This window comes from Loigolactobacillus bifermentans DSM 20003 (genome assembly GCF_001434575.1).
In the GTDB taxonomy this organism is placed as follows: domain Bacteria; phylum Bacillota; class Bacilli; order Lactobacillales; family Lactobacillaceae; genus Loigolactobacillus; species Loigolactobacillus bifermentans.
In genome coordinates, this window is sequence record NZ_AZDA01000121.1 from 40,121 (window position 1) to 54,043 (window position 13,923).

The following is a 13,923-nucleotide window of genomic DNA, read 5'->3' on the forward strand; positions in this document are numbered from 1 at the left end:
AAGCTTTTTTATTTAGTTTCATCATAATGACCTGTCTCATGCTTGTCAACGGTCACGCCTGGTAACTGTTGGACGCCTAAAATATCCAACAAGAATGTAAAAATTGGGATCCCGACGATCAGTCCCCAAGTGCCGAATAAATGGTCACCGGCTAATAGCACCACAAAGGTGTAAAAAATCGGTAACTTGGTGCGACTAGACATGAATTTTGGATTTAAAACATACGTTTCCAAGGAATGGACGATCAAGATCATCAATAAGATATACACCACATCTTGGATCCCGCCAATCGAATACCCAATCAAAGACAGCGGAATACACGAGATGATCACCCCTGCCACCGGCACCAAGCTTAGCACAAACACCATAATGGCCAAGGTTGGCAGCTGCGGCAAGTGCATAAAGGCCAAGCCAGTGGTGGTGATCACCGTATTCACCACGGCAATCAGTACCTGCGTTTCGATCACAATGCCAAAGGTGTTGACAAATTTCTTGGCAAAAAAGTAAATGTCTTGGAAAAACCACGCGTAATGACTTTTCAAAAATAACCGTGAAAAATGATACATTTTATCCCGCTCGATGGTAAAGAAGAAACTCAACAGCAAGGACATCAGGAACGTGACGCCCATACTGCCCACGCTGGTTAAATAAGTCAGCGCCACAGACATCCCATTTTTAAACTGCCGTGTGAGTTCACTGGCGGAAATATACTGATTCAGCCAATGAAACAGCTGATTGGTGTCCTGATCCGGTTTCTGATAAAACTTGTAAACCGTATCCACCATTTTCACCGTTTGTTCCGCAATCACTGGTAAGTAATTGGTGATGGCTAAGTACATCAGGTAAATCACCCCTGCATACAACAGCAACACCAATAACGGTGCTGGAATGGGGAGCCAACGGCGAATGAAATTCACCACTTGAATCACCAAAAAGGCGAAAATAAAGGTGAGTAAAATTAAACTTAACACACTGCGCACCAACCATAATACCAATACGATCAGCGCTAATACCACAAACCGGCGTAATTCAACGTTGGCTAAAAACTTTTTCCAAACCGACACCTATGCAAGACCCCTTACTTTCCAGACTTACGCTTCTTCAATGTCACGTACGGTGACCACTTTTTCAATCAATGGTGCCACTTCGATTGGTTCTGCCCCAACGGTAATGGCTTGTTGGGCTAATTCTGCCATCGGTTGTAGATCATCACTTTGCCCATAGATCGTCGCCAAGGCTTCACCAGGTGCAACGGCTTCCCCTAACTTCTTATGTAGCAAAATGCCAACGGCTGGATCCGCTTTTTCACCTGAACCTCCTAAGGCTACAACGACTTGTTGCAACCGGCTTAAGTCAAAGTTGGTGACATAACCTTCGCCAACCGCCCATAGATCACTCATAAAGGCCGGCTGTGGCAATAATTCAGGCGCATCGATCACCCGTTCATCGCCACCTTGTAACCCGATCATTTCTTTAAACTTATCTAAGGCCTGACCATTTTCTAATTTACCGATCAAGGCAGCCTGAATCTGTTCATCGCTACCGGCGTAACCCCCTTGACGGGCCATGGTCGTGCCTAAGGTCAATACCATTTCCTGTAAGTCTGCTGGACCTTGGCCGCGTAACGTCTTAATGGCTTCGGCAACTTCCAAGCTGGCGCCGATACCTTGGCCTAACGGTTGCACCATATGCGACACCACGGCAACGGTTTGCCGGCCAACACTGTCGCCTAATTGGACTAACGTTTTCGCCACGATCTCTGCCAATTCAGGTGGTAACAATTGCTGACCAACGCCTGTTTTAATATCAAACGTCAAGGCATCCGCGCCAGTAGCAATTTTTTGACTCATCATTGAGCTTGCCAGTAAGCCTGGAACGGTAAAAGTCGCTGTCCGCACGCGTAAGCGCCGTAATTTTTGGTCAGCTGGGTCTAATTCAGCCACCGGTGCCGCAATGGCAAGACCTGTTTCCCGTACTTGGCTCACAAATTCATTAGGACTAAGCGTGGTTTTAAACCCTGGAATAGCGGCCAAACGATCTAAGGTACTGGGTAACCCGGCCAGTCCTGGTTGGCTCAGCTTTGCGACTGGAATGCCTAAACTAGCAATCAATGGCAATAAAATCAGTGAGGTTTTATCACCAAGCGCAGCAGTGGCTTGTTTATCTAATTTGATACCTGGAATATCCGAGAGATCATAAATACCGCCTGAATAAGCCAACGCCATGGTGAAGTCCGTTAATTCAGTCGTGTCTGTCATATCCGTAAACGCATACGTATCTAAAAAAGCGCCGATTTGGGCGTCGTCCACGTCTTTCGCTGATAACTGGTCAATAAAAAATTTCAATTCAGCGGCGGTTAAAGTGTCCCCTTGCCGCCGTTTTGCAATAAGATCTGTGAGCTGCATATCTTCCTCCTGTGCCATAAAACGACCTACTTTGTTTTGATTTTAGTCTGATTGGAACGTGTGCCACGACCATAGCGGAAATACAAAAGTGGGCCAATGGGTTGCACAAAAGTCAATGGTAACCACAGCCATTTATTGCCGCGTTTAAAGATTCCCCGGTGTAAAATACTGCGAATAGCAGTGCCTTGCAGCAATAATTCAGCGATTGCCACCGGCCATAACAGCTGACGGAAACGTAATTGCCGATATTTTTGATTGAGTCGTGCTTGTTTTCTACTTTGGCGCATCCTCATCAACCTACTTTCTATTGGGCATTCTTTTGCATTTGTTTCAATTGATCAGCATTCGCTTCTTTCAAAGCGGAGGCCTCTTGACGCACTTGGCGATAAGCAGCTTGCTTTAAGGCCGGTGTGGCCAACAGTTCCTTGAGTTTTTGGTTGGAACCAACAATATTGCCGTTATCACTTAATGCTCTGGCCTTGGCCAATTGCCGCTGATAAACCTGCGTCTGCTTGATCACAGTTTGCGACGTTTGTTGCAACTTGGTGGCCTTTTGATGCAATACCGTTAATGCTGGCTTGGTTTGCTTGATCACTTTTAATTCATAAGCCACTTGGGTATAATTCCCGGTTTCTTGGGCCTTTTTAGCCGCCCGCCAAGCTTTCACTTGCGTCAAAGCTGCGGTGGCTTGTTTGGTTCGTTTCAGCTTCACTGCCTTTTGAAAAGCAGTTTGTGCCTGTTGGTATTTCTCAGCTTTCACAGCGCGCTGGCCTTGACGCCAAGCACCTTGATAGGTCAAGGTTGCGTGACCACAACTGGCTAACGCTAAGCAAACAATGAATAAGCCGAATAACTTGAAACTTTTTTTCAAAATTGGTACCTTCTTTAAAAGCGCTATGATTGCAGTCTAGATACCATGAGTATACCATGTTTTAGCGGTGTCGTTTTCGCCGGCCAGCCCTTTTTTAAAGAAATATCAAAGTTTGCCCATGGCATTTTCTGAAAAAGGCGTATAATAGATAGTCGATATAGTTTAAAGAAAAGGAAGGCGCGCACTATGCTTGAAAAGACATTTTATAAGACGTTATTTAGTCACTCGTTTAACTTTCCCGTTAAAATCAATTTCTGGGATGGCAAGAGCGAAGTTTATGGAGACGGCGAACCAGAAGTTACCATTACCTTCCACGACATGATCCCGGTTAAAGAGATCTTGAACAATGCTTCTCTCTCATTAGGAGAAGGCTACATGGACGGCAAGATCGATATCGAAGGCGGCGCAGATGCCATTCAACGGCTCTTAATGTCCGCTTACGAAAGTGCCGATAGCTTTATGCGTAATTCGAAATATATTCGGTTCCTGCCAAAACAATCTCATTCTGAAAAAAAGAGTAAAGATGACGTTCAAAGCCATTATGATGTTGGGAACGACTTTTACCAACTCTGGCTTGATTCAACCATGACTTACTCTTGTGCTTATTTCCAATCCCCACAAGATACGCTTGAACAAGCGCAAATGAATAAAGTACGGCATATTCTCAATAAATTAGACCCACAAGCTGGTAACACTTTATTAGATATTGGCTGTGGCTGGGGCACTTTAATGCTGACAGCAGCCAAAGAATACGGTTTGAAAGTGACTGGGATCACTTTAAGCCAAGAACAATATGATTATGTTCAACACCAAATCGAGGAACAAGGCCTTAGCGATGTGGCGGACGTCCAATTAACCGACTACCGGGAATTAAAGCATGCCGCCTTTGATTACGTGGTTTCCGTTGGGATGTTTGAACACGTTGGGAAAGAAAACCTCGCCTTATACTTCAAGACAGTTGCCAAGTATTTGAAACCAGATGGCACCGCCTTGATCCACGGCATTACGCGGCAACAAGGTGGCGCGTTAAACGCTTGGATCAATAAATACATTTTCCCTGGTGGCTATATTCCAGGTCTCAGTGAAAATATCGATCACATTATTGCCGCCGACTTACAGATCACTGATATGGAACCATTGCGGCGTCATTACCAACACACCCTTGAAATTTGGGACCAAAACTTCAACGCCAAGCGCGCTAAAATTGAAAAAATGGAAGGCACGCGCTTCACCCGCATGTGGGACTTATACCTACAAGCTTGTGCCGCTTCCTTTGAATCAGGTAATATCGACGTGATCCAGTTCTTAATTTCCAAAGGGCCTTCTGGTAAGGTTTTGCCAATGACCCGCGATTACATTTACGCCAAAGAAATCAAGGCTGAAACTGAAAAATAATACTTTTGATAAGCTACCAACTGCAAATGCGGTTGGTATTTTTTTGTGCTGAAAGCTGCTTCGAGTGGCGATTGCACAATATCAACACAAACGACCGCCCATAAAAATAGCACCCCACCATCGGGATGCTATTGATTAATAAGGTTTATGTTGTAATTTTGCGGCTAATGCTAAGGTGCGATCGGCAATAATCGATTGCGCATCGGCGAGTGGGAATTGGTCCGTTGGCGCCAATTCTTGGGCTAACGATAATTCGGTACAGCCTAAAATAATCACATCAACATTTTGTTCCGTCAGCATTTTTTGTAAAATGCCATGATACAAAGCTGGGTCGACTTTGCCACGTTCTTCTTTGATCTGATGATAGATCAATTCATCAATGTCGTCCTGAATCGCTGGTGCCGGCACGATTTCTGTTAAACCAGCATCTTGGATCACTTTTTGATAAATCCCGCTGCCAATGGTGCCCCGCGTCGCAGCCACACCGATCCGTTTGGCTTGTGGAAATTTTGTCTGGATCTCCTTGACCGTTTCCACCGGCATATTCAAAAATGGTACATCACTGGCGGCAGCCAGTTCATCATAAAAATAGTGAGCTGTATTGCACACCATCACCATAAAATCAGGCTTTAGCAAATTTTGTTGGCGCACATCATCGAGTAGTTCTGGCAAAAAGTTTTGCTGCTGGTGGTCTAAAATATAGGCCGTTCGATCAGGGACACTGGCGTGATTCACCAAAATATAGTTTAAATATTCTTGGTCATTATTGGCCGGTGTGCGCTGATTTAAAATGCGAATAAAACTTTCAGTGGCCGACGTTCCCATACCACCTAAAATCGAGAAAAACTGTTTCATCCGGCGAAGCTCCCTTCTAACTACTTCAAGCCGGCTCCTTTGTTGGCCTTGAAGTACTGCTTAAAGCGACCATTATATAAGTAGAACGCATAATGCATTAATACGAACCGCTTAATGTTCCGATCGCCTTTATAAAACACCGTTGTACCATATTGCTTAGCGGCTAGCAAGTCCAGCGCCCGCTTTTTATCGTCATTATCCCGGGCATATTCTTTAAAGACTTTGGTTGGAACACCTAGCCATAATTTGTGGGTCTTTGGATCTTTGTTCCCATAGACCGTTGGGGTATCTTTTAACGTTTTGGTAATATAGTCCGCTACTGGATAAGTCGCCAAATTGTAACCATTTAGCGTGACAAAGAAGCTACTCCGGCCTTGGCGCAAGTTGATTTCAAACAGCTTGAATTGACCATCCCGGCGGTCAAATTTCATATCAAAGTTACAGAAACCGGTAAATTGAATGGTTTCCAAGAAACGTTGAATAATGTCATACAGATCTTGGTTATATTCTGGCAAAATCGCCACATAATTCCCAATATCAGCTGGGGTTGGGTCTTCCAGTAATGGATGACCTAAGCACATCATTTTCACGTGATGGTATTGATCCACATAGCAGTTTAATGTCCGCATGTTGGAATCATCTCCAGGAATAAAGTCCTGTAAGATCACATCAGAGGTGTAGCCGTTATCGTAAATTTTGCTCACAATGTCGTCAAATTCAGCCCGATCTTTAATCGTAAACGCCTTTTTCCGACCCTCAAAATGAATTTCCAACCATTCAACGGCATTGGAAGGCTTTAAGGCTACTGGGAATTCAAATGGCACTTCTATTTGAGCAACCCCTGCCTGATAAGCCGCCCGCGTAATGATTTTCGTGGCGGGATGTGGCAAATCGTACTTATCTGCCATTTCATAGAAGGCTTCTTTACTGATCAGTTTTTCGACCATGTCATAATCAGTGTACGGTACCACAAAGGTTTCACTTAATTCAGCCTTATGCTTGGACACTAATTCAACATAGCCGTCCCCACAAGCAATTAACAACACAGGTTTCGTGCTGTTTGCATAGCGCTTAGCGATTTCCTGCATGTTAGTCATGAAGCCTGGGTCATCATTAAAACCAGGGAACGTTTCAACATCGACTAATTTACTGTATTTGGTAGGTGCGAACTGAACGCTGGCAAACGCCTTCGACTTAATGCCGTACGCCTCATAAAATGAACGTGCCATCCCATAAACGTTAATATCACTGCCTAATAAAACTGGAATAAAATCTGCTTCTTGCGTCATGTTATTTTTGCAACCCTCTCACAATTTCTTTTGCAACCACCATATCCGTTGGGTACGGGGTATCCACACCATTAATTTTTTGATAAGCGTCGTCGCCTTTACCGGCTAACACCACAATGTCGCGGTTGGTACTTTGCTGAATGGCCAATGCAATGGCTTTCGGCCGGTCAATTTCAATGGTCACCGCCACTTTGTTGTGGTCGATTTTAGCATTGATCTGATCTGCAATCGCCTTAGGATCCTCAAAGCCCGGATCGTCAGCGGTTAAAATCGCCACATCCGCATATTCATTCAATGCTTTAGCAAAGCCTTCGCGCCGAGAGACCCCTTTATTCCCGGTACTGCCCACCACGACAATAACTTTATCAGTGGCTTGTTGGCTTTCCAAAAACTTGAGTAACGCCTTTAAACTGGCATAATTATGGGCATAGTCCGCATAGATCATGCCATGATTTTCAGTTTTCAAGGATTCCATGCGGCCGGGCACATAGGCTTGGGCCAACTGGGTTTGCGCTGCTGCTGTTGATGCACCAGCTAGCCCGCTGGTGATGATTGCAGCAACCGCATTACTTTCGTTAAAGGTCCCTGGCAAGCTTAATTTGTAGGTGCCTGCATGATCGATTTGTTGCGCCTTAGCCGTGACGGGGTACACTTCAAACTGACTGTGCGTTAAATTGGCTTGGTCGCTTTTATACCGGAAATCAATGGTTGGCACTGCCACTTGCGGCTGGAAATCTTGATGCGCAAATAAGTAGATATTTTCCGGATCTGTGGTGGCTTCAGCCGCCTGATAAACCTGCAACAGGCGGTCGGTTTCCGCATTGATCACACAAACGTTCGCATTGGCCAACAATTGCAACTTGCAATGCAAGTAGTTTTCAAAATTAGGGTGTTCATTGGCCCCTACATGGTCTGGGGTGATGTTCAAGAAAACCCCAACATCAAAATGCAAGCCATAAACTCGGTTTTTCAAATAAGCCTGTGAGGAGACCTCCATCACCAAATGCGTCATCCCGGAATCCACCGCTTCACGCATATCGTGGAATAAGTCCAACGACTCCGGTGTGGTTAAATGCGACTTGAATTCTTGTTCCGGCTTCGGACCAACGATCCGATCAATGGTTGAAAATAGCGCGGTTTTGTTAGCAGTCGCAGTCTTTAAAATATCATGGGTAAAGTAGCTCGAGGTGGTTTTACCTTTCGTACCTGTGTAAGCAATGATAAATAATTGATTTTGCGGAAACCCGTAAAATGCCGCACTGATCAAGGACATGGCCTTTTGAATATTGGTGACAATAAACGCCGCCATACCGTCACCTTCTGCCAATTCACGTTCAGCCATATACGCCACCGCACCATTTTCCCGAGCCGCGGTTAAATAGGCTGGCTTGTAATTGCCTTTACAAAAAAACAGCGAGCCAGCTGTACTTTTACGCGAATCATAAGCCACACCAACAATTGCTTGTAGTGCTGCGGTGATCACTGGCTGTTTTTTTAATAAATGATGTTCCGTTAAGAGTGCAGAAATTTCGCCCAATTGTAACTGCATCATTCAACTTCCTTTCGTCGCAAGTGGCGCTTGCAAAAAGTCCTGCAAACGCCGTTATCTCTAAATTCAAACGCACCGGTAACTTTATGACAGTCCGGTTACAATCCAGCCTTCATTATAGCATATTCCCACTAGCCCGGCAGTCCTTACCACATGCTTAAGGAATTCACAAAGAGTGGTTGTTTGATAAATCTTGCTTGCGCAACAAGCTATTGCAAAAATAAGCAGTATACTGCTTAAAATTAAAATATAACGAAAAATAAGCAATATAATGCTTATTGCCAAATATAGATTTTGTGCAATCAAAAAGCTGAACCACAAATGCGATTCAGCCTTTTGATTAAATAAAGTGATAGCGACGATTACGTTGCCATAAAATCAGTAACAACACGGCGCCAATAACAGTTACCACCACATCGATTTGGAACACTCGAATCACACTGATAGCCGTTTCATTAATAATGAAACTGGAAACAAATGGTCCAACAAAGTAGGTTAACGAAGTCGAAAAACTATAATAACCAGTTACCCGCCCTTTTTCCTGTGGGAAGTATTGCGTTAAAACAGTTAAACCTAACTGCCAGATCCCACCGGCAGCGAAGAAACCAATTAAAATGCTGGCGATCCGTGCCACCAATAAAGTTGGTGCAGTGACCATCGCGATTAAAGCAGCCACAGAAATCACAACATAAGTGAAGATCAAAGGCAGTAATTTGACCCGCGTTACAATGATCGTCGTTAAGAAAACTGAAATCAAAGAGGAAATGGCATACCATGAAATTAAGCTTTTGGCAGTCACTGCTGGAACGTGCAAGACTGTTGCCCCAAAGTTAGGTGCATACTGCATAAAAATGTAGAAGGTAAACGAAATCGTAAAACCTAATAAAATCAACGCCAAACCATCAACGGCCATTCGTGGCTGCGTGTGATGACTAACAGCTTGTGTCTCCGATTGCGCCTTTTGATCAGGTCGATTTTGCGGTGCAAAGCGACTACGGCTAACCAGTAAACAATTTAAAGCCACAACAATGGCCATCATAATCAACATTGGCCGCGCTGTTGGTAATAAAACAACTAAGAATGGTAATCCGAATTGGGCCAGTGACATAGCCGCCTTATTTAACGCGTTCATGCTAGCGGTATTGTCCGGAAAAGCATCCGACAAAGCCGGATAGCTTCCCGCATCGGAAAACGAATTGGTAAAACCTAAGAACAAAGCAAACACTGATGCCATTAACACACTACGACTAAATGCCAATCCTAATAGGAAAATAATCATCGATACCAAGCCGATCAGCAGCGTCGGTTTCCGTCCAAAACGATCTGAAATTGGACCGGCAAACAAAATTGTCGCTAATCGACCTAAACCAACCATCGCAATTACCGTCGAAACACCTGCAACATTTGTATGCCATAACTTTTGAAAGTTAGCACTATACTGGGAAACAACAATGGTTGCCATCCCCAACATCACATAAGCAAGATAGATACCGGATGCTACAGTCGTGTAAGCACGCCGGCCCTTTGTGTTTTCACCAGGAACTTTGTCAGAGGCCATCATTATCAATCCGTCCTTTGCGTTTTATTTTGTCGTACGATCACGGCTAAAATAACCCCGATCACAGTGACGACAATATTTAACAAGATAATCAAACGTGGTGCGTTACTACTTGAAGCACCTGTAATGTGCGCAGCCAACGATAACATCGCGTAATTGGCAATACTTGAGGCAAACATACACATCGAAGTCGCTAACCCTTTATTGAATGGGAAGAAGTTGATGGTTGTGGCCGTTGCCAATTGTAAAACACCACCGGCTGCCGCGTAACCGATCACAAAACTCCCAATGTAAAGAATAAATGGTGCTTGAATGAAATAACATAATGCTAACATAACGATTGAAATACTTGGATACAAAATTAAAATACTGGTATTCTTTAAGCCCATTCGCATTAACTGTGCCGTCGCTAATACGGCAACGGCAGCGCCAGCAGCATAGAAAGACTGCAATGTACTAGGATCTTTAATCCCATAACTCGTCCCTAATTCTTGATTACAGTTTAACCAGAGCATAAAAGTAGTTGAACTGGTAAAACCAATTAGAATTGCAGCAATCGAACCACTGGTAAAATGCAATTTTTGTTTTGGCGCTTTAGCGGCTGAAACTTGATCATCAACTGATTTTTCCGTATTTGGAAATGGTAAGAACAAGACCAGTGCAGCATCAACTAATAATAAGATCCCACAAATAATAAAGATCGTTTTATAACTGAGTTTTGCGCCAGCCACCAAACCGATAAAGAATGGCAATAAGAACTGCGCAATAACAATAGAAAACTTCGTAAATAAATTTGCGATGGAGGCGGACTTCGGGAACATTTCCATTAAACTTGGTGAGACACAAGTATCTAAGAAAGAATTGGCGATCCCGTTTAAAACACCAAAGGCATAAGCCATCCAAAAGTTCTTTGAAAAAACAATGCCGAAGAAGAACACCGCATATAAAATAATGCCAATTAGGCCACTGACCCGACGACCTAGTTTATCAGAAACTGGGCCAGCAAAGGGATACGCCACTAAGCGTCCTAAGCCAAAGGCAGCGACAACTGAAACCACCATACTCACATCAACCGCACCAGAGCTTAAAGTTTTAGCACCCCAAGCTGTGGCAAACTGACTTTTGTATTGGCTTAAAATTGAAGAAGCAATCCCTAAGATCGCATAAGAGAAGTACAGTGCAAAGGCGGTGGGCCAAAATTTCTTTGAATTTTCCATATTGACTACCCCTTACCAAAAATGATCTGTTCAACTTCTTTTAATGGCATATCTTCACCAGAGTAAAGCTTAAAGGCAGCTGCTCCTTGCCATAGCAACATGCCACGACCACCGATGGTTTTAGCACCATGGACCTTTGCTTCACGTAAGAAACGCGTTTCAATTGGGTTATAAACGGTGTCCGTTACCACTAACCCTTCATGGAAAACGCTAGGATCTGCAACAACGGTACCATCTGTATGTGGTGCCATCCCAACTTTCGTTGCATTTCCGACAATGTCGCTTGCTTTGATCAAGGCGTATAGCATGGCTTGGTCATTGACATCATTTACAGTGACTTTGCAGGCTGGCACTTCAGTCATGATCTTTTCAGCTGTTTTTTCCGCATTGGCAAAGAATGGGTCTTTGGGATTGAAAATGTTGATCTGCTTAGCACCGTCTAACGCTGTCTGAACCGCAATCGCAGTCCCTGCACCGCCAGCACCAATAATCGTAATCACTTTATCCTTGACATCAATCCCATTGGCTTTTAAGTTTTTGACATAGCCTTGACCATCCGTATTGTAGCCGGTTAACACACCATCATCGTTGACGATCGTATTAACAGCACCGATCAGCTTGGCTTCCGGTGACAATTTATCAACTAATTCGGCTGCTGCTGTTTTACAAGGCATGGTGACATTCGCACCACGCATGTTGAATAACCGCATGGTTTTTAAAGCTTGCGCCATGTCATTTTCCTGAATGTCAAAAGCCAGGTAAGCATCATTAATGCCTTTGGCTGCAAAACTATGATTATACATGGCTGGGGAGCCGGAATGACCTACCGGAGACCCAAATAAGCCCAACATGACTGTATGTCCATCAATTCGTTCTTCCATTTATATCACCTTTTTTATCTCTGATTGTTACTTATTTGCTTGTGCTGCTTCATAGGCTTGGTATTCAGCAACTGGCATTTGCTTGCCAACGAATAATTCGTAAGCGGCAGCGCCTTGCCATAATAACATTCCTTTACCAGGTGCCACTTTACAACCAACTTTTTCAGCATCTAAGATCAACTTGGTCTTCAATGGGTTGTAGACTGTATCGGCGACCACCAGGTCAGCACGCAAGAAGCTTGGATCAACTAAGGATTGATCATCATAAGGCTTCATGCCGATCACTGTGGCGTTGACTAAAATATCAGCGTCGGCGATTTCAGCTTTTAGCTTTGCCTGATCCGCTAATGGATAAACGTGAACGGTCACATCTGGCGCTGCTGTGGCTAACTTCTGAGCTGTTTCCTCAGCCCGCGCATAAAATTCATCATCTTGGTTGAAAATGCTTAAGGCTTGCGCCCCATCTAAAGCTGCTTGGACCTGTAAGGCTGTGGCAGCACCGCCGGCACCAATGACGACTAACTTCTTGCCTTTAATGTCAACGCCGTTTTCCTTTAAATTGCGAACAAAGCCAATGCCATCGGTAATGTGACCGGTGATTTTGCCATCTTGATTCACGAAAACGTTAACCGCACCAACTACTTTGGCAGCTGGTGATAGTTCATCAACTAAGGTGGCAGCAATGTTCTTCAGGGGCATGGTGAAGTTACCCCCGCGAATGTTCATGAGCTTAATAGCTTTGATGGCATCTGTCATACCTTCTTTTTTCACATCAAAGGCCATGTAAGCATAATCTAAGCCTTGATTTTGAAAACTGAAGTTATACATCGCCGGTGAGCCAGAATGCCCGACTGGCGAACCTAGTAAACAAAAGAGACCTGTGGTTCCAGCAATTCTTTTTTCCATCATTAAAAGATCCTTTCTCAAGTGCAATTTATCACAATCAACTGCAAAAATTAGAGCTAGTGCTTAGCTCTAATTTTTAAATGATTTAATTTTCAATCTTTCAGGCAACTTGCTATTTCTTAGCAGGTTGATGATGTTCGATGGCGTATTCGCGACGGCCACCTGGCTTAGGAATTTGGTCCCCCATCATAATGCCGAAGCCACCTTCAACTGTGACTTCGCCACCATTAGTGTAATCAGAACGATCACTGGCTAAGTAAAGCACTGTGTTGGCAATGTCGTCTAAGTTCCCGATCCGCTTGCTGGCGGTTAAAGCTTTCCGACCTTGTTCAACGGCTGGATCTGAGTAGAAGTCAGCTGATAATGGTGTTTTAACCAAGCATGGGAGGACACAGTTACTCCGAACACCGAATTGGCCCCATTCAGCGGCGATTTGGCGTGATAACATGTTGACGCCAGCCTTGGTGGTACTGTAAGCACCACTGTAAGTTTCTGGGAAGCGTGATGCAATCGTTGAAATATTGACGATTGTGCCTTTATGTTGCTTGATCATTGCCTTCCCAAAACGTTGTGACATTAAGAAGTATCCTGTTAAGTTAACATTCAAGGCCATGTTCCATTCGTCTAACCGTAAGTCTTCTAGTGGTGAGAAGCGTAAAATGGCGGCGGTGTTGACTAAAACGTCAACGCGGCCAAAATGATCAACAACTGCTTTAACGGCAGCGTCAACTTCTGCTTCATTTGTGGTGTTACACTTAACGGCTAATGTATCCACACCATATTGTTGCTTTAATTCAGCGGCCCGTGCTTGGGTCTTTTCTTCTAATAAATCAACTAATGCCAAGTTGGCCCCTTGTTTGGCAAATTCTTCAGTGAATTTTGTGCCCATGCCACCAACAGCACCTGTGACAACAACTACTTTACCTGCTAATCCTAACCATTGTTCGCTCATGATATTAAAACCCCTTCTAAAAGTTTATTCATGTGATATTCAACC

At 44.1% G+C, this 13,923-nt stretch carries 13 protein-coding genes; 1 reads left to right on the forward strand and 12 read right to left on the reverse strand.

The window, feature by feature from the left end; all coding sequences use genetic code 11:
* Positions 1–8: 8 nt before the first annotated feature.
* The 4 genes from FC07_RS12955 to FC07_RS12970 are packed head-to-tail and all read right to left on the reverse strand — an operon-like array spanning position 9 to position 3,276.
* Complete coding sequence (locus FC07_RS12955) at positions 9–1,064, reverse strand: AI-2E family transporter (protein ID WP_057905513.1); 1,056 nt, start codon at positions 1,062–1,064, stop codon at positions 9–11.
* 27 nt (positions 1,065–1,091) lie between these two features.
* Entirely contained in the window at positions 1,092–2,423 is a 1,332-nt protein-coding gene (locus FC07_RS12960; RefSeq protein ID WP_083483326.1) for a thymidine phosphorylase, read from the reverse strand.
* Positions 2,424–2,431: 8 nt separating this feature from the next.
* Positions 2,432–2,692, reverse strand: coding sequence for a hypothetical protein (locus FC07_RS12965; protein WP_057905515.1), 261 nt, complete (start codon positions 2,690–2,692; stop codon positions 2,432–2,434).
* 17 nt (positions 2,693–2,709) lie between these two features.
* Positions 2,710–3,276 carry a hypothetical protein gene (locus FC07_RS12970; RefSeq protein ID WP_057905516.1) on the reverse strand — a complete coding sequence of 189 codons (567 nt, stop codon included), beginning with the start codon at positions 3,274–3,276 and terminating at the stop codon, positions 2,710–2,712.
* Between the two features lie 186 nt (positions 3,277–3,462).
* On the opposite strand from FC07_RS12970, the gene FC07_RS12975 reads away from it, so the two are divergent.
* Positions 3,463–4,671, forward strand: coding sequence for an SAM-dependent methyltransferase (locus FC07_RS12975; RefSeq protein WP_057905517.1), 1,209 nt, complete (start codon positions 3,463–3,465; stop codon positions 4,669–4,671).
* 135 nt (positions 4,672–4,806) lie between these two features.
* Here the strand turns inward: FC07_RS12975 and FC07_RS12980 are convergent, their stop codons facing one another.
* The 8 genes from FC07_RS12980 to FC07_RS13015 form a co-directional block, all read right to left on the reverse strand.
* Positions 4,807–5,526 carry an aspartate/glutamate racemase family protein gene (locus FC07_RS12980; RefSeq protein WP_057905518.1) on the reverse strand — a complete coding sequence of 240 codons (720 nt, stop codon included), beginning with the start codon at positions 5,524–5,526 and terminating at the stop codon, positions 4,807–4,809.
* A gap of 20 nt (positions 5,527–5,546) precedes the next feature.
* Positions 5,547–6,815, reverse strand: a complete 1,269-nt coding sequence (locus FC07_RS12985) for a carboxylate--amine ligase (protein WP_057905519.1) — start codon at positions 6,813–6,815, stop codon at positions 5,547–5,549.
* Position 6,816: 1 nt separating this feature from the next.
* The gene (locus tag FC07_RS12990; protein WP_057905520.1) at positions 6,817–8,364 is read right to left on the reverse strand and encodes a UDP-N-acetylmuramoyl-L-alanyl-D-glutamate--2,6-diaminopimelate ligase; all 1,548 of its coding nucleotides are present in this window, start codon (positions 8,362–8,364) and stop codon (positions 6,817–6,819) included.
* Positions 8,365–8,704: 340 nt separating this feature from the next.
* Positions 8,705–9,925, reverse strand: coding sequence for an MFS transporter (locus FC07_RS12995; protein ID WP_235807521.1), 1,221 nt, complete (start codon positions 9,923–9,925; stop codon positions 8,705–8,707).
* 2 nt (positions 9,926–9,927) lie between these two features.
* Positions 9,928–11,139 (reverse strand): MFS transporter, encoded by a 1,212-nt coding sequence (locus FC07_RS13000; protein WP_057905521.1) that lies wholly within the window; start codon positions 11,137–11,139, stop codon positions 9,928–9,930.
* A 5-nt stretch (positions 11,140–11,144) separates the two neighbouring features.
* Positions 11,145–12,020, reverse strand: coding sequence for a shikimate dehydrogenase (gene aroE, locus FC07_RS13005; protein WP_057905522.1), 876 nt, complete (start codon positions 12,018–12,020; stop codon positions 11,145–11,147).
* 27 nt (positions 12,021–12,047) lie between these two features.
* On the reverse strand, positions 12,048–12,926 hold the full coding sequence (locus FC07_RS13010) for a shikimate dehydrogenase (protein ID WP_057905560.1): 879 nt from the start codon (positions 12,924–12,926) through the stop codon (positions 12,048–12,050).
* Between the two features lie 112 nt (positions 12,927–13,038).
* Positions 13,039–13,878: an SDR family NAD(P)-dependent oxidoreductase gene (locus FC07_RS13015; RefSeq protein ID WP_057905523.1), complete on the reverse strand. Its 840-nt coding sequence runs from the start codon at positions 13,876–13,878 to the stop codon at positions 13,039–13,041.
* Positions 13,879–13,923 lie beyond the last annotated feature (45 nt).